Genomic DNA, 20,834 nt, shown 5'->3' on the forward strand with positions numbered 1-20,834 from the left:
GAAGGGTCGGACTCGCGCCCGCCCCTCCGCAGGAACGAGGCAGGCCTTCCGGACCGGAAGTACAGCCCGTCACCGGTCTCGCCCGATTGCGGCGAGGAAGTCCCGTGCGACGGTGCCCACCGGGCAACGCGGAATTCGGCAGACCCGGCAGCAGCCGTCCGGGCCAGGCCTGTGGTGACGCAGGACCGTGCGAGCGGTCAGGACGAGGCGGTTACGGATCTGGGCCAGGGACAGGAACGGCGCGGTCACCGGGTCAGCCCGACCAACGAGGCCAGGCGCGCCACCCCGGCCGGGACCGGGCCAGCAGAAGCCACGGCCTCGATCACGGTACGGGCCGTCGGACGGTGACGAATCTCGGCCGGCGCGGTCCGTTCGGCGTCGACCAGGGCACGCCCCGCCCGAAGCAGGTCACCGACGTGCAGGTACGCCCGTGCGGCGTCCACCAGGTGAGCGGCCCGGTCCTCGACCGGCAGCAGCGCCCATCCGCTCGCGCTGACGGCCTTCTCGTGCCCGGTGACCGCCGCACCGCCGTCGCCCAGATCGACCGCCGCTGCCACCCGCGCCAACTCGACGCTCGTGGGTCCGAAGCTCGTCCGGTGATGGTCCTGGCCGTCGCCGACCCACTCGGCGATGTCGCCGGCCTGGTCGAGCAACTCCCCCACGCTGCGCGCGTCACCACAGCTCGCAGCGGCGAGGGCAGCCCCGACCAAAAGCGTCCCGCACAGCGCCAGCTCCTGCGGCGGACCGTCATGGGGCACCGCTGGTGCGATCCGGTGTGCGGCGGCGATCGTCGCCGCCATAGCCAAACGGCCCCGCCCGGCGGCGCGCAGCGCCTGCCCCAGGGGGATCGCGGCGACCGCTGCCAGTGGCGGGTCACCGGCGGCCACCGCCATCGCCCGGTCGGCGGCCAACCAGGCCAGGTCAGCTTCCCCCAGCTTCACCAGCATCGACGCCGTGATCCGGTACACCTGGACCAGCGGGCCCCCCGCATCCGCCGCCTCGCCCTCGGTCGCGTGGGCGCGCTGGGCGTCGCCGAGCAGGCCCGGCAGCATCCGCACCAACTGCGGGTAGTGCGCGTGCTGGTAGCTCAGCCAGGCGTGCGCCGCCTGTCGACCCAGATCGGCGACCGGCGGCGCCGGCCGAGCATCCGGTCCGGTCAGGAGGGTGTCGTAACGGGCGAGCGCACTCCGCACCCTGTCCACGCCCTCGTCGAGCGCACCGACCGCCGCTGCGGGCCGGGCGTCTCCACCGGCCAGCACCGACGCGTCCACCCGCAGCACCCCGGCGACGTCCTGGATGACGGAGAACCGGTCCAGTGCGCGGACGCCCCGCTCTATCTTGTCCACCCAGCTCTTCGACTTGCCGAGCCGGTCGGCCAACATCTGCTGCGTCATCCGCCGTCGCACCCGCCACCGTGCCACCCGCCGGCCTATCGGCTCATCATCCGGTCGCAGATCACTCATCGTGCCCAGCCCAAAAACGGCGGCACAGCGCACCGATGGGTGCCCACATCGGCAGGGTCGTCACAAAGCATCACCGACGATCTGTGCGTAGTAACCACGTCTCTCGACTCCCTGCCGGCGCTCGTCACACGGGTGCGGTCGACCGCAGCGACACAGGCCCAGCTCCGCAGCCTCGTGGGCCGCCAGCAGCACATCAGCCGTCTCGACCTGCTCGCGGGCGTACTCGGTCAGCGCCTTGAGGTCACGAATCGCGCCCATGGTCATGCGGCCGGGGGGAGCCACACCGGCAGGTGACGACGCCAGCAGAGTGCGTCGGACGGCAGATTCTCGAAGGCGGAAAGCATGCCCGCAGAATTGCGCCAGCGCCCCCTCGGCAGCCATGTCGACGGCTCATGTCACGGCGACATGAACCGGCTCGACCTGCGCCGTTCCCCGCCCTAAGCTGCGGGTCGAGCACAATGAGTAGTTGGATCACCACGTTGGGAGCTCGCCGTTGCTCGATCCGCTTCATATTCCGGGCCACCTGTGGGCGGACAGGACGGTGCGGGCAGCTCTCGATGCCCGAGACATCGGAGCGTTGTTCCGACACGTCAGCCGCTTGACCCACGCGAGTCAGACCCGCATCGGCGCCGCCGTCGGACTTGAGCAGGGCTACATCAGCCGCATCATGGCCGGACGGAAGGTGACATCCATCGACGTGCTGGAACGCATCGCCGATGGTTGCCGAATGCCCGACGAGGCACGCATGGCATTGGGACTGGCACCCCGCCAACGCTCGCTTCCCCAAGACATGGCCAGTTTTATCCACCAGCAGCAGAGTGATCCGCCGGTCAACCCGTCCTGGCGCGCGGACGTCAGCGCAGCCGCACAGCTCTGGGAAGGCGAAGTGAACCGTCGAGACGTAATCCGCCAGGTGGCCTTCGGCTCCGCCGGCTACACGCTGCCAGCGCTCCGGTGGTTCACCGTGCCCCCACCGCAGGATGTGGGCCAATCTGGTCGCCGCAGCGTCGGTCAGCCCGACATCGACACCATCCGGGAGATGACCGCGACCTACCGGCGACTGGACAACCAGTACGGAGGCGGCCACGCGCGCAAGACAGTGACCCGCTACCTGCACCAGGAGATCACTCCGCTGCTGACCGAGGGCAACTACGATCCCCCCACAGGTCGGCGGCTGCTCAGCGCCGTCGCGGAGTTGACCCAGCTCGCCGGCTGGCAGGCGTACGACACGGCCGATCACGGGGCCGCCCAGCGACACCTCACCCTCGCGCTGAATCTCGCCCACGCGGCGGGTGATTCGGTTCTCGGAGCGGAGATCCTCGCCGCCATGAGTCACCAGGCGACCTACCTCGGTCACACCGGGGCCGGCGTCGATCTCGCCCGTGCGGCGGGACAGACCGCAAACCTCGCCGGCGTCACGGTCCTGACCGCCGAGGCATTCGTCATGGAGGCACACGCCCACGCGTCCGCGCACAACGAAAGCGCCTGCGCCCACGCACTGCACCAGGCGGAACGAACCCTCGACCGGGCTGACCGCAGCAGCGCCCCTCGGTGGTTGGGCTACTTCGACGAGGCATACCTGTCGGCCAAGTTCGGCCACTGCTTCACTGCGCTCGGCAAGCCCACCCAGGCAGAGCGCTTCGCCGTCCGGTCGCTGAGGATGGACGAGAGCTACGTACGCGGCAAAGCCTTCAACCTCGCCCTGCTCGCCACCGTTCAGGTACAGCGAAACGAACCGGACCGTGCCTGCGCCATCGGCGCGGAAGCACTGACCTTGACCTCGCAGCTCCGGTCGGCCCGCGCCGCCGGTTATCTGTACGACCTACGAACCCAACTCGCGCCCCATCGCTGCAGGCCCGCCGTACGCCACTTCATCCACCAGGTCGACGCCACCCTCGGACCTCGGCGGGACGGCTACAACTCACCCCGCGCCTGACGTGCCGTCAACTCCAGCACGGCGATCACGGTGCCGGCTCCGACAATCTCCCCCTGCTCCACGAGCACCCGGGCCTCGACCAGCGGCATCCAGGCGACCCGTTCCGCTTCGTTCACATCCACCGGAGCTCCCGTGTACTCCGCCCCTCGGGCGAGGAACAGCAGGTTCTTCGCATCCGCCGTGGCGACCCAAGGCTGGAACGACAGCAGCGGCTCGACCTCATGCGGCCGCCAGCCGGTCTCCTCCTCGACCTCGCGCACCGCGCACCGCGCCGGCTCCTCCTCGCCGTCGACATACCCGCCGGGAAGCTCCCACACCCACTGGTCGAACACGAACCGGTGCCGCCGCATCAACAACAGCCGCTGCTGGTCGTCCAGGACGGCGACCATCGCAGACAGGGGAGCCCGGATCACGTACTGCTCGAACCGGACACCGTCCGGCAGTTCCACGTCGGCGATGCTCAGCCGAGCACGCCGGCTGTCATCCAAAATCCGCTCGCCATGGATCGTCCACCGGGTCAGCCCGTTTGTCTCCTGGTCCGCCATCCCGCCAGTATCAGCCGTCCCCACGCGGACTCAGGTGGGGCCTTGATCCATGGACGCCGCCTGACGAGGTGGGGTCCACAGGGTAGCCCCACGGTTGCTCGACGGTCAGCGGTCGACCTGGGTGAAGTCCCACGAGTGCGGCGGGCGGGCGACCAGCGTCGCGGGCGGGTCGGGCAGCGGCCGGGGGCTGCTGCGCCACTTCGAGATCACCACCACCCGATGGTCGGTCGAGCTGAACACCTCGCTGGACAGGTGCAGCGGGTCGTGCTCGAACTCGGGCAGGGCGGTGTCGCAGACCCAGGTGATCAGGTCGGCGAAGCCGTAGGACTCCGCCCGCGCCTCCCACATCCGTACGATCACGTCGTCGTTCCCCTCGCCGTCACGTCGAGTCGTCACACGCTCACCGTGGTCAGCGGCAGGGCCGAGTCGGCCGGCAGGTCGAGCCGGCTCGGCGCGACCCCGGCGGCGACCAGGTGGGAGCCGAGCGCGGCCACCATCGCCCCGTTGTCGGTGCACAGTTGCGGCCGGGGCACCCGCACCCGGATGCCCAGCTTGGCCGCCCGGTCCTCCGCGAGCACCCGCAGCCGGGAGTTCGCCGCCACGCCCCCGCCGATCACCAGCGTGTCGATCCCGTGGGCCCGGCAGGCGGCCAGCGCCTTCGTGGTGAGCACGTCGCAGACCGCCTCCTGGAACGACGCGGCCACGTCGGCCACCGGCACCGGCTCGCCGGCCCGCTGCCGGGCCTCCACCCAGCGGGCCACCGCCGTCTTCAACCCGGAAAACGAGAAGTCGTACCGGTGCGCGGCGAGGTCCTTCGCGGCGGTGAGCCCGCGCGGGAAGCCGATGGCGGCGGCGTCGCCCGCCCGGGCCTCCCGGTCGATGTACGGCCCGCCGGGGAACGGCAGGCCGAGCAGCCGGGCCACCTTGTCGAACGCCTCCCCGGCGGCGTCGTCGATCGTCGCCCCGAGCGGAGTCACCCCCCGGGCCAGATCGTCGACGAGCAGCAGGGATGAGTGCCCGCCGGAGACCAGCAGGGCGATTGCCGGCTCGGGCAGCGGCCCGTGTTCGAGGGTGTCCACGGCGACATGCGCGGCGAGGTGATTGACTCCGTACACGGGCTTCTCGGCCGCCAGCGCGTACCCCTTGGCTGCGGCGACGCCGACCAGCAGCGCGCCGGCCAGCCCCGGGCCGCAGGTCACCGCGATGGCGTCGATGTCGCCGATGGTCACCCCCGCCTCCCTGAGCGCCCGCTCCATGGTCGGCACGATGGCCTCCAGGTGGGCCCGGCTGGCCACCTCGGGCACCACGCCGCCGAACCGGGCGTGCTCCTCGACGCTGGAGGCCAGCGCGTCGGCGAGCAGGGTGTGCCCGCGTACGATGCCGACCCCGGTCTCGTCGCAGGAGGTCTCGATCCCGAGGATCAGCGGTTCGTCAGCCATGTCTCCTCAGTCCTGCTCGCGCCGCATGACCAGCGCGTCGGTGTTGCTCGGTTGGTAGTAGCCGCGGCGCACCCCGATCGGCTCGAAGCCGTATGTAGCGTAGAGCCGCTGGGCGGGGGCGTTGTCCGCCGCGACCTCCAGCAGCGTGCTGCGCGCGCCACGGCGGGCCGCCTCGGCGAGCAGCGCCTCCAGCAGGGCCCGGCCCACGCCGCGCCGCTGGGCTTCCCGGCGGACGGCGATGTTCTGCACCCACGCCTCGTCCGGAGCCGCCACGGCCAGCCCGGCGTAGCCGAGCAGGGAGCCGTCGTCGTCGGTGGCGACCAGGTAGAAGTGGCCGTTGGCCAGCTCGCTCCAGAACATCGCCGGCGACCACTGCTCGGCGCCGAACAGGTCCGCCTCGATCGTCAGCACCTCGTCGATGTGCCACCAGCGGAACGGTTCCAGCCGTACCCCGGCGGGGTTCACGGCGTTGTCTCAGTTCGCGACTGCGGGGCTCGCAGACCCGGCTCACTCCTCGCGCTCACGGTTGCCACCTCAGTTCGCGACTGCGGGGCTCGCAAACCCCGCTCACTCCTCGCGCTCACGGTTGCCACCTCAGTTCGCGACTGCGGGGCTCGCAAACCCGGCTCACTCCTCGCGCTCACGGTTGCCACCTCAGTTCGCGACTGCGGGGCTCGCAAACCCGGCTCACTCCTCGCGCTCACGGTAGAACCGGTTTGCGGGCCGTGGCCGCCACGGCGTCGGGGCGGCGCAGGTACAGCGGGGTGAGCGGATCACCGGGGGCGCCGGAGCGGATCCGCTCGGCCGCCAGCGCGGCCAGCACGACCGGGTCCGGGTAGCGGGGCTCGGCCCGCAGCGGCAGGTCGAACACCTCGGCGTACCGGTGCGCGCCGTCGCCGACGGCGGTGGTGACACCGAGGTCGCGGGCGCGCCGCGCGGCCACCACCGGGGTGTCCACGTCCGGGCCGGCGATCCGCTGGCCCGCGCCGTCGTACACCGCCCAGTAGACCTCCCGGCGGCGGGCGTCGCTGGCCGCCAGGACCGGCTCGCCGGCCGCTGCCGGGTGGCCGATCCCGTCGAGCGAGCAGACGCCGTACGCGGGAACGCCGAGCACCTGGGCCATGGTGGCGGCGGTGACCAGCCCCACCCGCAGCCCGGTGAACGGGCCGGGGCCCAGCCCTGCCACGATCGCGGCCAAGTCGGCCGGGCGGGCGCCGACCTCGGCGAGGACCGCGTCGACCTGCGGCGCGAGCAGCTCGCCATGCGCGCGGGCGTCGACGGTGCGGCGCTGCGCCCGTGCCGTCACACCCTCGGCGGTGACCTCCACCAGCGCCGCGGTCACCGCGGGGGTCGAGGAGTCCAGCACCAGTACGAGCACGAACGCCACCCTAACCGCCCCGCCACTTCCCCCAGCGACCCCCCGCCGCCCGCCGGTGTGGGTGGGTGGGTCGGTCAGCTTGGGGCTCGTAGGACTCGGAGGAAGGGGAAGAGGAGCCAGGGGCGGGGGCCCCGGAGGGCGAGCTTGCCGGCGAGCACCGTGCGGACCCGGCTGACCCGGCCGAACAGCATCAGGTTGAGCGCCGCCGGGTCGAACCGGACCCGGACGTCCGGCGGGGTGCCCGGGGCGGCGACCGTCACCACCCCCCGGTGCAGGACGAGGGTGATGTCGGCGCAGTACGCGGACCGGAACTCGACGATGATCGGGCGTTCCCGGGGCGGCTCATCGTTGTCGAGCAGGTGTCCGTAGCCGGCGCGGAGCACGTTGACCAGGAAGACCTCGAAGAAGAGCACGGCCTCCGAGCCGGGCATCTTCCACGGCCGGCCGGTCGCGCGGGCGATGTCCCAGCCGTGCACGAGCAGCTCGTTGACCAGGTGGCCGAAGAGGCCGGCGAGGGGCGCGCGGGCGTCGCCGAACCAGCTGAGCAGCTCGTCCGGGTGGCGGTCGGCGGTGATCCGGAGGATCTTGTCCACGTCGGCCTGGAACCGCTCCAGCAGCGGCCGGGGCGACCGGTCGGTCAGGTGCCGCATGATCAGGTCGTTGACGTCGGCGATGGTGTCCACGGTGACGGTCGGGAGCCGGTCGCCGAGGCCGGGGACCGGCAGCGGCGGGTGGTCGGGGTCGAGTTTGGTCGCGTACCACCAGGCGACCGAGACCAGGTGGACGACAGTGTCCGCCACGGACCAGTGCGCGGTCACCATGGTGTCCGGCCGGTCGACCGTCTCGACCAGCCGGACGAACCGGGCGGTGGCCTGCTCCAGCGCCTCCCTGGCCGTCTGCCACTGCCGGGGGCTGATGGTCGCCGTCGTCGCCATGGGACGCCTCCGATCGCAGTCAGCGGGTCCCGGGAAGTCTACAGCGAACAGTGATCACCACGTCACTTCACCCGTGCCCTCGTTGGGGACGGCAGGTCGACCGGCCGAGCCCCACCCGGAGGCTGACGAGCGATCCGGTGCGGTGCGGGTCAGCTGGCGGACCGCTCCCAGTCGATGGTCGGCAGGCCGGCGTCGGCGAGGGCCTTGTTGGTCGCGCTGAACGGGCGGCTGCCGAGGAAGCCGCGCGGGTTCATCGGGCTGGGGTGGCCGGCCTCCAGCACCACGTGCTGCGGGTTGGTGACCAGGGCGGCCTTCTTGCGGGCGTACCCGCCCCAGAGCAGGAAGACCACCCGCTGGTCGAGGGCGTCCAGGGCCCGGATCGTGGCGTCGGTGAACTCCTCCCACCCCTTGTTGGCGTGCGAGCCGGGGGTGGCCTGCCGGACGGTCAGCACCGAGTTGAGCAGCAGCACGCCCTGGGCGGCCCAGCCGTCGAGGTTGCCGCTGCGCGGCTTCGCCACGCCCAGGTCCTCACCCAGTTCCTTGAAGACGTTGCGCAGCGACGGCGGCACACTCACGCCCTCCCGCACGCTGAAGCTCAGCCCGTGCGCCTGCCCCGCCTTGTGGTACGGGTCCTGCCCGAGGATCAGCACCCGGCAGTCGGCCGGCGCGCAGAGCCGGTAGGCCGAGAAGAGGTCCTCGACCGGCGGGAAGACGGTCTGGGTGGCGTACTCCCCGGCGACGAACTCGGCCAGCGCCGCCGTGCGGGCCGGGTCGAGGTGGGGGGTGAGCACGGCACGCCAGCCCTCCGGCAGCAGCGCCGGCAGGTCCAGGGTGGGGGCGTCGTCGGGCATCGGCAACCTTTCGCAGTCGGTCGGCCCTCTTCCTATCAGCCCCGTCCGACACCCCGACACCGGAGTACGGCCTCCCGCCGCTGCCCGTCGACGGGCAGCGGGAGCAGTTTCCGGGAAAGAGTGGCCTGACAACGGACGGTAGCCACTCGGTCCCGGAAACTGCACGATCTTGGGGGGCGGGCCGGGGAACCGGGCCGGGAGCGGGTGGGCGGGTGGGTCAGCGGAGGGTGGCGAGCCGGGCGGGCCAGTCGCCGCCGACCGGGTCAAGCTCGACGGTGCGGGTGTCGTCGTCGCGCCGGTCGATGCGGACCCGCAGGTGGGCGTCGACGAGCTGCTCGACCAGCCCCTCCCCCCACTCGACCACGGTGACCGAGTCGTCGACGGAGGCGTCCAGGTCGAGGTCGTCGATCTCCGCGCGCGGATCTGCGGCGTCCCCGAGCCGGTACGCGTCCGCGTGCACCAGCGCCACCGCACCACCGCGCGCCGGGTCGGGGCGGTGCACCCGGGCGATCACGAAGGTCGGTGAGGTGATGTCGCCCCGTACCCCGAGGCCCGCCCCGATGCCCTTGGTCAGCGCGGTCTTGCCGGCGCCGAGCGGGCCGGTGAGCAGCAGCAGGTCGCCGGCGCGCAGCACCCCGGCCAGCCGCCGGCCGAACGCGTGGGTGTCCTCGACCGTCGACAACGCGACGACGACGCTCACCGCGCCACCCCGAGGACGCCCGGCGGCGCGGCCGTCCCCGGCGGCGCTCACAGCGCCGCCAGGAAGTGTTCCAGGGCGGCGTCGACCTCGTCGGCGTGCTCCAGCATCACCACGTGCCCACTGTCGTGGATCTTGAGAAACTCGGCGTGCGGCAGCCGCCGGACGATCTCCTCCGAGTGCGTCACGGGCGTGATCATGTCCTTGTCGCCGACCACCACCAGCACCGGGGTGCCGCCCAGCGCGGCCAGTGCCGGGTACCGGGAGTGGGTGGCCAGGGTACGCAGGTAGCGGGTGACCGTGTCGGCGGAGGTGCGCGAGTTCATCTCCTCGACGTACGACACCAGGGCCGGGCTCGGCTTCGGGGTGCCGAAGCCGTACTGGCGGGTGAGCAGCCAGGCGATGTTCGAGGCCGACTTGCGGGCCTTGTCGATGGCCGTGCCGCCGTACCGGGTGGCGTTGTTCATCATGTAGAGCACCGGCGAGCTGACCCGCCCGAGCAGGGCCGGGGCCACCAGCTTCGTCTCGGCCAGCAGCCCGCCGGAGGTGGCCATCAGCACCGTGCCGACCACCCGGTCGCCGAACAGCTCCGGGTACAGCTCGGCGAACGCCATGATGGTCATCCCGCCCATCGAGTGGCCGACCAGCACCAGTGGCCCCTCCGGGGTGGTCCGGTCGATCACCCGGCGCAGGGTGCGGCCGAGCGCGGCGAGGTCGTACTCGCCGGTCTCCAGCCGCCCCGACCGGCCGTGGCCCGGCTGGTCGTACGCGACGATGCGGTGCTCGCCGCGCTCGGCGAGCATCTTGCGCTGGAAGTGGAAGGTGCCCATGTCCAGGCAGAAGCCGTGCACCAGCACCACCGTCGGGTGCCCGGCGACGGGGCGGGTCGGCTCGACCACCTCGACGTGGATGTCGGTGCCGTCGGCCAGCTCCAGCCGGAACGCCTCGTCGTACGGCTGCGCGCCGAAGACCTCGTCGGCGTACGGATCGGTGGGGTCGGTCTTGAGCCGGCGGACCAGGGCACGTTCGCTCACCACGCCCGCCGCGAGCCCGGCGGCGGCCACGCCGACCGCGGCCCCGAGCACGCCGGCGACCCGGCCGGCGGCGGTGCGCGGCCGGGGGATGCGGAACCTGGTCACGCCGCCACCCCGGTCACGGCCGCTCACCGTCGTAGACGCGGGGCACCCGGACCCCGCCGAACCGGGTGACGATCTCGTAGTTGATGGTGCCGGCCGCGGCGGCCCAGTCGTCGGCGGTGGGCTCGCCGTCGGTGCCGGGGCCGAACAGGGTCACCACGTCGCCGGCAACCACCGGGTCGTCGCCGCAGTCGACCACGAACTGGTCCATGCAGATCCGGCCGGAGATGGTCCGCCGCCGGCCGGCGAGCTGCACCGGGCCGGCGTTCGAGGCGTGCCGGGGCACCCCGTCGGCGTAGCCGAGCGGCACCACGGCCAGGTTGGCGTCGGCCTCGGTGAGGTAGGTGTGGCCGTACGACACGCCGCTGCCGGCCGGGACCCGCTTGGTGTGCATGACCCGGGCCCGGGCGGTCATCGCCGGGCGCAGCCCGAACCGCTCGCCGGCCACCGGGGAGAGCCCGTAGATCGCGACCCCCGGCCGGACCAGGTCGAAGTGGGTGTCGGGGCGGGTCAGGGTGGCGGCGGAGTTGGCCAGGTGCCGGTAGCGCGGGCGCAGCCCGGCCCGCTCGACCATGTCCAGCCCCTCGTGGAAGACGGCGAGCTGGCGATCTGTGGTGGGGTGGCCGGGCAGGTCCGCGTACACGAAGTGGCTCCACACGCCGGCCACCTCGACCAGACCCTCGGCCTGGGCCTTCGCGGCGGCCTCCAGCAGCACCGGCCAGTCGGCGACGGTTGCCCCACCGCGCGCCAGACCGGTGTCGATCTTCAGGTGCAGCCGGGCCGGGCTGCCGGCCTGCCGGCTCGCCTCGATCATCTCGTCGAGCTGGGTCAGGCTGGCGGCGGCCAGGTCCACCCCGACCGCGACGCCCTCGTGCAGCGGCAGCCCCGGGGCGAGCAGCCAGGCCAGCACGGGCGCGGTCACGCCGGCCCGGCGCAGGGTCAGCGCCTCGTCCAGGGTGCAGACGCCGAGCCAGTCGGCCCCCGCATCGAGCGCCGCGCGGGCCGAGGGAAGCATGCCGTGGCCGTACCCGTCGGCCTTGACCACCGCCATCAGCTCGCCGCTGGTTCCGGCCCGCAGCCGCGTCACGTTCTCCCGGATCGCGTCAAGATCGACCCGTACCTCGGACTGCCACATGCCCCCAGCCTACTGACCACGGTGATCAACCCGGGCCGGAGCCGCCCCGAACGGCGCGGCGGCGGCCCCCGAGGTCAGGGCAGCCGGGCGACGACCGGGCGGAGGGCGGCGGCCACGTCGGGTGCGGTCACCGGCCCGCCGCGGGCCGCCTCCCGGCCGGCCAGCCCGTGCAGGTACGCCGCCGCGGCGGCCGCCCGCTCCGGGGCCAACCCGGCGGCCAGCAGCGAGCCGAGCAGCCCGGCGAGCACGTCGCCCGTGCCCCCGGTGGCCAGCGCGGAGGTTCCGGTCGGGTTGACGTACGCCCGGCCGTCGGGGGTGGCGACGATCGTCCGGTCCCCCTTGAGCAGCACCACCGCGTTCATCCAGGCGGCCAGCCGCAGCGCCGCCGCGGCCCGGTCGGCTCCGGGATCCTCGCCGCAGAGCCGGCCGAACTCCCGGTCGTGCGGGGTGACCACGATCGGGGCGTCCCGGCTGCGCAGCCGATCCGCCATCGACCCGTCGACCAGCAGGGTCAACGCGTCGGCGTCGAGCACCACCGGCACCGGGGCGGCGAGCACCGCGCGCAGCTCGGCCACCGCGTCCTCGCCGGTGCCGAGGCCGGAGCCGCAGACCCACGCCTGCACCCGGCCGGCGTCGGCGACCCGCCCGCTGGCGATCACCGAGGGATGCTGGCGCAGCACGTCGTCGCGGGCGCTCCCGGCGTACCGGACCAGGCCGGTCGGCCCGGCGAGCGCGCCACCGACGGAGAGCACCGCCGCCCCCGGGTACGCCGCCGAGCCGGTCGCCAGGCCGACCACGCCCCGGGTGTACTTCTCCGAGGCCGGGCCCAGCTCCGGCCACCACTGCTCGACGTCGGACCACTCGGTGACCCGTAGCGCGGGGGTGCCGCGCAGCCAGGGCCCCAGCCCGATGTCGACCAACTCGACCTGGCCGGCCAGCGCCACGGCCGGGCCGACCACCAGCGCCGGCTTCAGCGCGCCGAACGCCACCGTCACGTCGGCGCGGACCGCGTTGGGCCGGCCGGAGGCGGTCGGGGGCACATGACCGGTGTCGACGGCGACCCCGCTCGGCACGTCCACGGCGACCACGGCGGCCCGCACGCCGTCCCGGCCGCGCAGCCCGGGCAGCTCGGCGGCGAGCCGGGCGGCCGCCTCGCGCAGCCCGCCGGTGCCGCCGATCCCGACGATCCCGTCCAGCACCAGGTCCACCTGCGCGGGCGGGCGGTCCACCAGCCGGCCCCCGGCGGCGCGCAGCGCGGCCAGCCCCTCGGCGTGCGCCCGCCCGGGGGTGAGCAGCAGGACCGACACGGCGGCACCCCGGCGGGCCAGCCGCTGCCCGGCGTACAGGGCGTCGCCGCCGTTGTCACCGGTGCCGACCAGCAGCAGCACCCGGGAGCCGTACACCCCGCCCCGCTCGGCGAGCAGCAGCGCGCAGCGGCGGGCCAGCCCCGCGGCGGCCCGCTGCATCAGCGTCCCGGCGGGGAGGGTGGCCATCAGCCCGGCCTCCGCCGCCCGTACGTCCGCGACCCGCCACACCGGTTTCATGCCACCCCGCCGATCACCGCCTCACCCTACCGGCGGAGGACGCCGCAGATTAGCTACCGGGTCGGCTGTGGGCAACGCCTGTGGACAACCGGGGGTACGGGCCGGTGCCCGTTGTCCACAGGGCGTGCCGGCCCGCACCGGGGCCACCTAACGTCGTCGCCATCGTCCGTCGTGGTGGCGGCCTCACCCGCCGCCCTTCGCGGTCGAGTGGTCCCCCCGTCGCCTGTCGACGGCACCGAGCCGGAGGAGTGCGCCGATGCGCGAGGAGCCGTTCACCGTCCGCCCCGAACTGCTGCGGGAAGTGGCCCGGGCGCTCGACGCCGACGCGTACCGGCTGGGGCACGGGCTGGCCGGGGTGCCCGGCCTGGTGGTGCGGGCGCCCGGGTGGCGGTCGGCACCCGCCCTGGCCGCCCTGGAGTCGGCGGTGCACGCGTGGTGCGGCGGGCTCGGCGGGCGGGTGGCCGCCGCCGGACATGCGTTGTCCTCCGCCGCCGAAGGATACGAGGCGGCCGACGAGCGGGCGGCCCGCCGGCTGACGGTCCTGCCCCGATGAGCACGTCGGCGGGGCCCGGCGGCGCGGTGGGCGGCCCCGCCGGGGAGGGCGGCTACGCCCGGCTGTGGGCGGCCGACCCGGTCGGCTGGGCGGCGGCCGGGACTGCCTGGCGAGGGCTGACCGGGCTGGTCGACCGGCGGTCGGCGGAGCTGGCCGGGGCTGCCGGGACGCTGCGCGCCGGGTGGACGGGTGCCGCCGCCGGGGCTGCCGGCGGGCGGATCGCCGCCTTTCGGGCCGACCTGGCCGCCCTCACGCCGGCGCTGATCGAGACCGACCAGGTGCTCGCCGAGCTGGCCGGGCGGCTGCGCCGGGCCAGGGCCGGGCTGGCCGAGGCGGTCGCCCTGGCCGAGGCCGGTGGGGTGCTCATCGACCGGCGGGGGCGGGTGAGTGCGGGCCCAACGGGTGCCCGGTCGGGCGCGCCCGACCCGCCGGTGGCGCGGGTGGCCGCCGCCGTGACCGCCGCCCTCACGCTGGCCGACGCGGCCGACCGGGAGACGGCCGGCCGGCTCGACGAGCTGGTTGCGGCGGCCCGGGCGGGCTGGGTCGCCCCGCCCCCACCCTGGCGGCCGGCGCCCGGCGCCGACCCGTCGACCGTCCGGGCCTGGTGGGCCGGGCTCACCCCAACGCAGCGCCGCTGGCTGGTGGCCCGGGAGCCGAAGCTGGTCGGCCGGCTCGACGGGGTGCCGGCGGCGGCGCGGGACCAGGCGAACCGGCTGTTGGTCGGCCGGTGGCGGGAGGTGCTGCTGGCCGAGCGACGGCGGCTGCTGGCCCGGTGGCCGCACGGGCCGCTGGAGACTGCCGGGCTGGCCCGGGTGGGGGCGACCCTGACCGGCCTGGACGCGCTGACCGCCCGGCTGACCGGCGGCGGGCAGCCGCGCGCGTATCTGCTGGGGCTCGCCCCGGGCGGCGAGGGCCGGGCGATCGTGGCGCTGGGCGACCCGGACCGGGCCGACCGGGTGCTGACGTACGTCCCGGGAATGACCGCCGGCCTCGCGGACGCCGCCGGGGAGCTGGGCCGGGCGGGCCGGGTGCAGGCCCGGTGCGCGGCGCTGGACCCGACGGGGGCGACGGCGGCGGTGCTCTGGCTGGACTACGACGCGCCGGACTTCCTGCACGAAGCCGTCCTGCCCGGCCAGGCGCGGGACGCCGGCCCGGCGCTGCACCGGTTCCAGGAGGGCCTGCGGGCCACCCACGACGGCCCGCCGGCCCGGCAGACGGTGCTCGGGCACAGCTACGGCTCGCTGGTCGTGGGCACCGCCGCCCGGGACCACGGTCTCGCCGCCGACGCGCTGGTGTTCGTGGGCTCCCCCGGGGTGGGCGTGGACCGGGCCGACGGGCTGCGCCTGCCCTCGGGCGAGGTCTGGGCGAGCACCGCGCCGGACGACGCGATCCGGCTGGCCCCTGCCCCCGACGAGCTGCCCCGCCGCGTGCTGCGTGGGCTCAGCCCGCTGGCGGCGGTGCTGACCGCCCGGGAGGACCACGCGCTGTGGTTCGGGCACGACCCGGCCGACCCGGGCTTCGGCGGCCGCACCTTCCCCAGCGGCCGGTACGGCCACACCGGCTACTGGGACCAGGGCAATCCCGCCCTTGACGGCATGGCCCGCGTCGTCCTGGGCCGGTGACGTGCCGACGTGTGCCCCGGAAGCCGCAGCGGCCCCCTGCCGCCGGCGGGCGGAGGGGGCCGGTTCCGGCGGGCGGCTACTCGACGGTGACGGACTTGGCCAGGTTGCGGGGCTGGTCGACGTCGTGGCCCCGGGCTGCGGCGATCTCCGCCGCGAGCACCTGCAACGGCACGGTGGTCACCAGCGGGGCGAGCAGCGTCGGCGTGCGCGGCACGCGGATCAGGTGGTCGGCGTAGCGCACCACGGCCTCGTCGCCCTCCTCGGCGATCACGATCGTCCGGGCGCCCCGGGCCCGGACCTCCTGGATGTTGGAGACGACCTTGTCGTGCAACATGCCCCGGCCGACCGGCGACGGCACGATGCAGATCACCGGGGTGCCCTCATCGATCAGGGCGATCGGGCCGTGCTTGAGCTCTCCGGCGGCGAAGCCCTCGGCGTGCATGTACGCCAGCTCCTTGAGCTTGAGCGCGCCCTCCAGGGCCACCGGGTAGCCGACGTGCCGGCCGATGAAGAGCACCGTCGGCTCGTTGCGGATCTCCCGGGCCAGCTCGCGCACCGGGTCGATCCGGTCCAGCAGCTCGCGCAGCTTGGCGGGCATCTGGTGGAGCTGGTCCACCACGGCGGCCACCTCGTCGGCGAACTTGATCCCGCGCACCTGGGCCAGGTGCAGCCCGATCAGGTAGCAGGCCACGAGCTGGGTGAGGAACGCCTTGGTGGAGGCGACGGCGATCTCCGGCCCGCCGTGGGTGTAGAGGACGGCGTCGGACTCGCGCGGGATGGTCGAGCCGTTGGTGTTGCAGATGGCCAGCACCCGGGCCTTCTGCTCCTTGGCGTGCCGCAGCGCCATCAGGGTGTCCATGGTCTCGCCGGACTGCGAGATCACCACGATCAGCGTGGACCGGTCGAGGACCGGGTCGCGGTAGCGGAACTCGCTGGCAAGTTCCACCTCGCAGGGAATCCGGGTCCAGTGCTCGATGGCGTACTTGGCGACCAGGCCGGAGTGGTAGGCGGTCCCGCAGGCGACGATGAAGATCTTGTCCACGTCGCGCAGGTCCTGGTCGCTGAGGCGGACCTCGTCGAGCATGATCTCGCCGCTTGCGGTGAGCCGGCCGAGCAGGGTGTCGGCGACGGCCTGCGGCTGCTCCTCGATCTCCTTGAGCATGAACCAGTCGTAGCCGCCCTTCTCGGCGGCCGAGGAGTCCCAGTCGACATGGAAGTCCTTGCCGGTCGCCGGACGGCCGGCGAAGTCGGTGATCTCGACGGCGTCGGGAGTGATCAGGACGATCTGGTCCTGGCCCAGCTCGATCGCGTCGCGGGTGTGCTCGATGAACGCGGCGACGTCGCTGGCGAGGTAGTTCTCCCCGTCGCCCCGGCCCACCACCAGGGGGGAATTGCGCCGGGCGCCGACCACCGCGCCGGGCACGGCGGCATCGACGGCCAGCAGCGTGAACGCTCCTTCGAGCCGCTGGCAGACCGCGCGCATCGCGGCGGCGAGCAGCCCCGGCCCGTCCGGCTCGCCGGCGGCGCGCAGCTCGGCCAGCGCGGCGGAGAGCAGGTGTGCGGCGCACTCGGTGTCGGTGTCGCTGCTGAACTGGACGCCGGCGTCCTCCAGCTCGGTGCGGAGCTTGGCGAAGTTCTCGATGATGCCGTTGTGGATCACGGCGACCCGGCCGTCGGGGGCGACGTGCGGGTGGGCGTTGCGGTCGGTGGGGCCACCGTGGGTGGCCCAGCGGGTGTGGCCGATGCCGGTGGTGCCGTCGCCGATGCCGATCGGGCTGGCGGCGCAGCCCTCGGGGTCGATGGCGGCGCGCTCGGCCAGCACCTTCTCGAGGTTGGCCAGCTTGCCCGCCTTCTTCTCGGTCAGCAGCTCGCCATCGCACACGACGGCCACGCCGGCCGAGTCGTAGCCGCGGTATTCCAGGCGCCGCAAGCCGTCGAGCACGATACCGAGCGCCGGGCGCGCGCCGGCGTAACCCACGATTCCACACATGACCCGCAGCCTAACCCAGTTTCGCTCATCTCGTGTGCGCGGAAGTCGGGTAAACAAGCACTGGATTTGAGCGAACGAGTGGCTGTGGTGCTCTCGGGGACGAACGCGTCGACCGGACACCGACGCCCCGCAGGGGATCCTGGCGGGCGGCTCGACGACGTACATTGCGGGTCTGTGTTTCCCTCGGGAGAAGGCCGCGCCAGCGGTCTCGACGTCCCCCATCCCCCTCGCGGCCGTGTCCGTGCCCCTCCCCGGAGCCCCTTATGTCCGAGACGTCGTCGCCAGGTCACGATCCGATCCCGTCCAGCAGGGCCGACCCCGCCGGCCCGTCAACGCCCCGGCCGCCCACGGACGCCCCGGCGAGTGGCACGACGTGGTCGCCGCCCGCCCCGATGGCCCCACCGCAGCCATGGGCCGCCCCCGAGCCATGGGCTCCGTCGGCGACGCCGAACGGGCCGGGCGACCCCACGTCCACACCGAGCCCTGCCACGTCGCACTCAGCCGGGCAGCACCCCGCCGGGCGGCCCTGGCCCGGGTACGGCCCGGCCGGTTGGCCACCAGGACATCCGGGCCAGCCGGGCCAGCCGAGTTGGTCCGGGCACCCCGACGGGCCGGGGCCGGTTGGGCAAGGCGGGTGGCCGGGGCAGAGCGGGCAGGGCGGGTGGCCCCCGGCGGGCTACCCGCCGCCGTTCGCGTACCCCGGGCAGCCGGTGGTCCGGCCCGACAACACCGCGAAGGTGATCGGCCTGGTCATCGGGCTCGTGATCGTCCTGGTCGTCGGGCTCTGCGGGTGCGCCTGCCTGGCCGGCATCCTCACCAGTCCTGAGGACCAAACGAGCGCCACCGACCCCTGGTACGGCGACCCGTCCGCCCCCGACGAGGACGGGGAACCGGTCGAGGCGTCCCCCTACCCGGAGCCCACCCGGAGCCCGGCCACCCGCCCGTCGAACGGGGCCGGCCGGGTCACCGTGGTCTACGAGGTGACCGGTCAGGGCCCGGCCTACCTCCAGTACTACGACGCCGCCGGTGACCTGATCCAGACCGAGAACGTGAAACTGCCCTGGCGCAAGAGCTTCCGGATGGTCGACGCCAGTCGCGTGATGGTGTTGGCCAGTAACAGCGACGACCGGTACGGGGTCGACTGCCGGATCACCGTCGACGGTCGCACCGTCGCCAGGGACGGCAGCCAGTCCTGGGTCAACTGCACCGGCTGAACGTGGGGTTGAACCCGCACGGCCCGCCCGTAGGCTGGCCGACGTGACGACGACCGCGAATGTCGACCCGCTGGTGGCCCGGATGCGACCGTTCGGGACGACGATCTTCGCCGAGATGTCCGCCCTGGCCGTGCGCACCGGCGCGGTCAACCTGGGCCAGGGCTTCCCGGACACCGACGGCCCGCCGGAGATGCTCGCCGCTGCCGCCGAGGCGCTGCGCGGCGGGCAGAACCAGTATCCGCCCGGTCCGGGCATCCCCGCGCTGCGCGCCGCCGTAGCCGGTCACCAGCGCCGGTTCTGGGGCCTGGAGTACGACCCGGACGGCGAGATCGTGATCACCGCCGGGGCCACCGAGGCGATCGCCGCGAGCATCCTCGCCCTCTGCGAGCCGGGCGACGAGGTGGTCTGCTTCGAGCCGTACTACGACTCGTACGCGGCCTCGATCGCCCTCGCCGGGGCGGTCCGGCGGCCGGTGACCCTGCGTCCGGGCCCGGACGGCCGGTACGCCTTCGACCCGGACGCCCTGCGCGCCGCGTTCGGGCCCCGGACCCGGCTGGTGCTGCTGAACTCGCCGCACAACCCGACCGGCAAGGTCTTCACCCCCGACGAACTGGCCCTGGTGGCCGCGCTGTGCCGCGAACACGACGCGTACGCGGTGACCGACGAGGTGTACGAGCACCTGGTCTTCGCCGACGCCGCCGCGCCCCACGTGCCGCTGGCCACCCTGCCCGGCATGCGCGAGCGCACCCTGCGGATCTCCTCGGCCGGCAAGACGTTCTCCTGCACCGGCTGGAAGGTCGGCTGGGTCAGCGGCCCCGCCCCGCTGGTGTCGGCGGTGCTGCGGGTCAAGCAGTTCCTCACCTTCGTCAACGCCGCCCCGTTGCAGCCGGCGGTGGCGGTGGCCCTCGCCCTGCCGGACGGGTACTTCGCCGACTTCGCGGCCGGCATGCGGGCCCGGCGGGACCAGCTCGTCGCCGGGCTCACCGACGCGGGCTTCGACGTGCTCACTCCCGAGGGGACGTACTTCGTCACTGCCGACGTCACCGGGCTCGGCGGGCGGGACGGGGTGGAGTTCTGCCGTTCGCTGCCGGAGCGCTGCGGGGTGGTCGCCGTGCCGACCCAGGTGTTCTACGACGACGCCGAGGCTGGCCGGCGGCTGGTCCGGTTCGCCTTCTGCAAGCGGCCCGAGGTGCTCACCGAGGCGGTGGCCCGGCTACGTGGGATGAGGGCCGCCGGATGACCGACGCGTACGCCGACCGGGTCCGCCGGATGGCGGCCATGCGCGGCTGTGACCGGCTGCTCTCCGGCGTCCGGCCGGTGTCGATGGCCGAGCATCTCGACGCCGTACGGGCCACGCTCACGCCGGACGCCCTGCCCGACTTCTACGGCGAGGGCGGCCCCCTCGAGGCCCTGGAGCTGCGGGTCGCCGAGCTGCTCGGCACGGAGGCCGCCGTCTTCTTCCCCACCGGCACGATGGCCCAGCAGGTCGCCATCCGGTACGGCGCGGAGCTGACCGGCAGCACCACCGTCGGCCTGCACCCGCTCAGCCACCTCGTGCTGCACGAGCAGGACGCGTACGCGGTGCTCGGCGGGCTGCGGGCGGTGCGCACCACGACCGCGCCGCGCAACCCGACCGCCGAGGAGGTGGCGGAGCTCGCCGAGCCGATCGGCACCCTGCTGCTGGAGCTGCCGCTGCGCGACGCGGGTTTCGTGCTGCCCACCTGGGACGAGCTGGTCGACGTGGTCGCCGCGGCTCGGGACGCCGGAGCCCGGGTGCACCTCGACGGCGCCCGGCTGTGGGAGTCGACCCCGCACCTGGGGCACCCGGCCGCCGCGATCGCCGCCCTCGCCGACAGCACGTACGTCTCGTTCTACAAGTCCCTCGACGGCATCTCCGGGGCGGCTCTCGCCGGGGACGCCGGGCTGGTCCGGTACGCCCGGGACTGGCGGCACCGGTACGGGGGCACCCTGTTCCAGCAGTGGCCGGCGGCGGCGGCCGCGCTGGTCGGGCTGGACCGGGAGCTCCCCCGCCTGCCCGGGTACGTGGCACACGCGACGGCGGTGGCCGCCGCCCTGGCCGGGTTGCCCGGCGCCCGGGTGTATCCGACGCCTCCACACACCCACCAGTTCCGGCTCTGGCTGCCGCATTCGGCGGACCGGCTCAACGCGGCCAACCTCGCCCTCGCCGAGGAGGAGAGGGCGTGGTTCGTCGGCGGCTGGCAGGACACCGAGGTCCCGGACCTGGCGATGGCCGAGGTCACCGTGGCGGCCCCGGCCCTCGACCTCGACGCCGCCCAGGTCGCCGACCTGGGCGCCCGCTTCCTGCGTCGGCTGCCGCCGACCTGACGCCCTTCCACCAGCCGGCCTGACGCCCCTGCACCAGCCGGGGGCGAGAG

General features: G+C 74.1%; 20 protein-coding genes. 6 read left to right on the forward strand and 14 right to left on the reverse strand.

Features of this window, described 5'->3' with window-relative positions; translation table 11 throughout:
- Positions 1-245: 245 nt before the first annotated feature.
- Positions 246-1,394: a helix-turn-helix domain-containing protein gene (locus ACQPZO_RS26720; protein ID WP_433344682.1), complete on the reverse strand. Its 1,149-nt coding sequence runs from the start codon at positions 1,392-1,394 to the stop codon at positions 246-248.
- 129 nt (positions 1,395-1,523) lie between these two features.
- Complete coding sequence (locus tag ACQPZO_RS26725; RefSeq protein ID WP_433344683.1) at positions 1,524-1,844, reverse strand: hypothetical protein; 321 nt, start codon at positions 1,842-1,844, stop codon at positions 1,524-1,526.
- A 112-nt stretch (positions 1,845-1,956) separates the two neighbouring features.
- On the opposite strand from ACQPZO_RS26725, the gene ACQPZO_RS26730 reads away from it, so the two are divergent.
- Positions 1,957-3,399 carry a helix-turn-helix domain-containing protein gene (locus ACQPZO_RS26730; RefSeq protein WP_433344684.1) on the forward strand — a complete coding sequence of 481 codons (1,443 nt, stop codon included), beginning with the start codon at positions 1,957-1,959 and terminating at the stop codon, positions 3,397-3,399.
- Here the strand turns inward: ACQPZO_RS26730 and ACQPZO_RS26735 are convergent.
- The 11 genes from ACQPZO_RS26735 to ACQPZO_RS26785 form a co-directional block, all read right to left on the reverse strand.
- Positions 3,378-3,944, reverse strand: coding sequence for an NUDIX hydrolase (locus tag ACQPZO_RS26735; RefSeq protein ID WP_433344685.1), 567 nt, complete (start codon positions 3,942-3,944; stop codon positions 3,378-3,380). The genes ACQPZO_RS26730 and ACQPZO_RS26735 overlap by 22 nt on opposite strands.
- Before the next feature lie 105 nt (positions 3,945-4,049).
- A complete protein-coding gene (locus ACQPZO_RS26740) occupies positions 4,050-4,304 on the reverse strand; it encodes a hypothetical protein (protein WP_433351280.1) in 255 nt (84 codons plus the stop codon).
- Positions 4,305-4,336: 32 nt separating this feature from the next.
- Positions 4,337-5,383: a tRNA (adenosine(37)-N6)-threonylcarbamoyltransferase complex transferase subunit TsaD gene (gene tsaD / locus ACQPZO_RS26745; protein WP_433344686.1), complete on the reverse strand. Its 1,047-nt coding sequence runs from the start codon at positions 5,381-5,383 to the stop codon at positions 4,337-4,339.
- A 6-nt stretch (positions 5,384-5,389) separates the two neighbouring features.
- On the reverse strand, positions 5,390-5,848 hold the full coding sequence (gene rimI, locus ACQPZO_RS26750) for a ribosomal protein S18-alanine N-acetyltransferase (protein WP_433344687.1): 459 nt from the start codon (positions 5,846-5,848) through the stop codon (positions 5,390-5,392).
- Between the two features lie 235 nt (positions 5,849-6,083).
- A complete protein-coding gene (gene tsaB / locus ACQPZO_RS26755; RefSeq protein ID WP_433344688.1) occupies positions 6,084-6,761 on the reverse strand; it encodes a tRNA (adenosine(37)-N6)-threonylcarbamoyltransferase complex dimerization subunit type 1 TsaB in 678 nt (225 codons plus the stop codon).
- 74 nt (positions 6,762-6,835) lie between these two features.
- On the reverse strand, positions 6,836-7,696 hold the full coding sequence (locus tag ACQPZO_RS26760) for a maleylpyruvate isomerase family mycothiol-dependent enzyme (RefSeq protein ID WP_433344689.1): 861 nt from the start codon (positions 7,694-7,696) through the stop codon (positions 6,836-6,838).
- A 149-nt stretch (positions 7,697-7,845) separates the two neighbouring features.
- On the reverse strand, positions 7,846-8,547 hold the full coding sequence (gene ung / locus ACQPZO_RS26765) for a uracil-DNA glycosylase (protein ID WP_433344690.1): 702 nt from the start codon (positions 8,545-8,547) through the stop codon (positions 7,846-7,848).
- Positions 8,548-8,764: 217 nt separating this feature from the next.
- Positions 8,765-9,247, reverse strand: a complete 483-nt coding sequence (tsaE, locus tag ACQPZO_RS26770; RefSeq protein WP_433344691.1) for a tRNA (adenosine(37)-N6)-threonylcarbamoyltransferase complex ATPase subunit type 1 TsaE — start codon at positions 9,245-9,247, stop codon at positions 8,765-8,767.
- Between the two features lie 47 nt (positions 9,248-9,294).
- A complete protein-coding gene (locus tag ACQPZO_RS26775; protein ID WP_433344692.1) occupies positions 9,295-10,383 on the reverse strand; it encodes an alpha/beta fold hydrolase in 1,089 nt (362 codons plus the stop codon).
- 13 nt (positions 10,384-10,396) lie between these two features.
- Positions 10,397-11,515, reverse strand: coding sequence for an alanine racemase (alr, locus tag ACQPZO_RS26780; protein WP_433344693.1), 1,119 nt, complete (start codon positions 11,513-11,515; stop codon positions 10,397-10,399).
- A gap of 74 nt (positions 11,516-11,589) precedes the next feature.
- Entirely contained in the window at positions 11,590-13,059 is a 1,470-nt protein-coding gene (locus tag ACQPZO_RS26785) for an NAD(P)H-hydrate dehydratase (protein ID WP_433344694.1), read from the reverse strand.
- A 256-nt stretch (positions 13,060-13,315) separates the two neighbouring features.
- Here ACQPZO_RS26785 and ACQPZO_RS26790 point away from each other — a divergent pair, with 256 nt between their 5' ends.
- Both ACQPZO_RS26790 and ACQPZO_RS26795 read left to right on the forward strand, forming a co-directional pair.
- Positions 13,316-13,612, forward strand: coding sequence for a hypothetical protein (locus ACQPZO_RS26790; protein WP_433344695.1), 297 nt, complete (start codon positions 13,316-13,318; stop codon positions 13,610-13,612).
- A complete protein-coding gene (locus ACQPZO_RS26795) occupies positions 13,609-15,234 on the forward strand; it encodes an alpha/beta hydrolase (RefSeq protein WP_433344696.1) in 1,626 nt (541 codons plus the stop codon). The genes ACQPZO_RS26790 and ACQPZO_RS26795 overlap by 4 nt, the downstream gene beginning before the upstream one ends.
- Before the next feature lie 76 nt (positions 15,235-15,310).
- Here the strand turns inward: ACQPZO_RS26795 and glmS are convergent, their stop codons facing one another.
- On the reverse strand, positions 15,311-17,224 hold the full coding sequence (gene glmS / locus ACQPZO_RS26800) for a glutamine--fructose-6-phosphate transaminase (isomerizing) (protein ID WP_433344697.1): 1,914 nt from the start codon (positions 17,222-17,224) through the stop codon (positions 15,311-15,313).
- Between the two features lie 710 nt (positions 17,225-17,934).
- Here glmS and ACQPZO_RS26805 point away from each other — a divergent pair.
- From ACQPZO_RS26805 to ACQPZO_RS26815, 3 genes are all read left to right on the forward strand, one after another.
- The gene (locus ACQPZO_RS26805) at positions 17,935-18,438 is read left to right on the forward strand and encodes an MmpS family transport accessory protein (RefSeq protein ID WP_433344698.1); all 504 of its coding nucleotides are present in this window, start codon (positions 17,935-17,937) and stop codon (positions 18,436-18,438) included.
- Positions 18,439-18,520: 82 nt separating this feature from the next.
- Complete coding sequence (locus tag ACQPZO_RS26810; protein ID WP_433351282.1) at positions 18,521-19,678, forward strand: pyridoxal phosphate-dependent aminotransferase; 1,158 nt, start codon at positions 18,521-18,523, stop codon at positions 19,676-19,678.
- The gene (locus ACQPZO_RS26815; RefSeq protein ID WP_433344699.1) at positions 19,675-20,784 is read left to right on the forward strand and encodes a threonine aldolase family protein; all 1,110 of its coding nucleotides are present in this window, start codon (positions 19,675-19,677) and stop codon (positions 20,782-20,784) included. Before ACQPZO_RS26810 ends, ACQPZO_RS26815 begins: the two co-directional genes overlap by 4 nt.
- The last annotated feature ends 50 nt before the right edge of the window (positions 20,785-20,834 follow it).

This window comes from Micromonospora sp. CA-111912, from assembly GCF_050948415.1.
Classification (GTDB): Bacteria; Actinomycetota; Actinomycetes; order Mycobacteriales; family Micromonosporaceae; genus Micromonospora.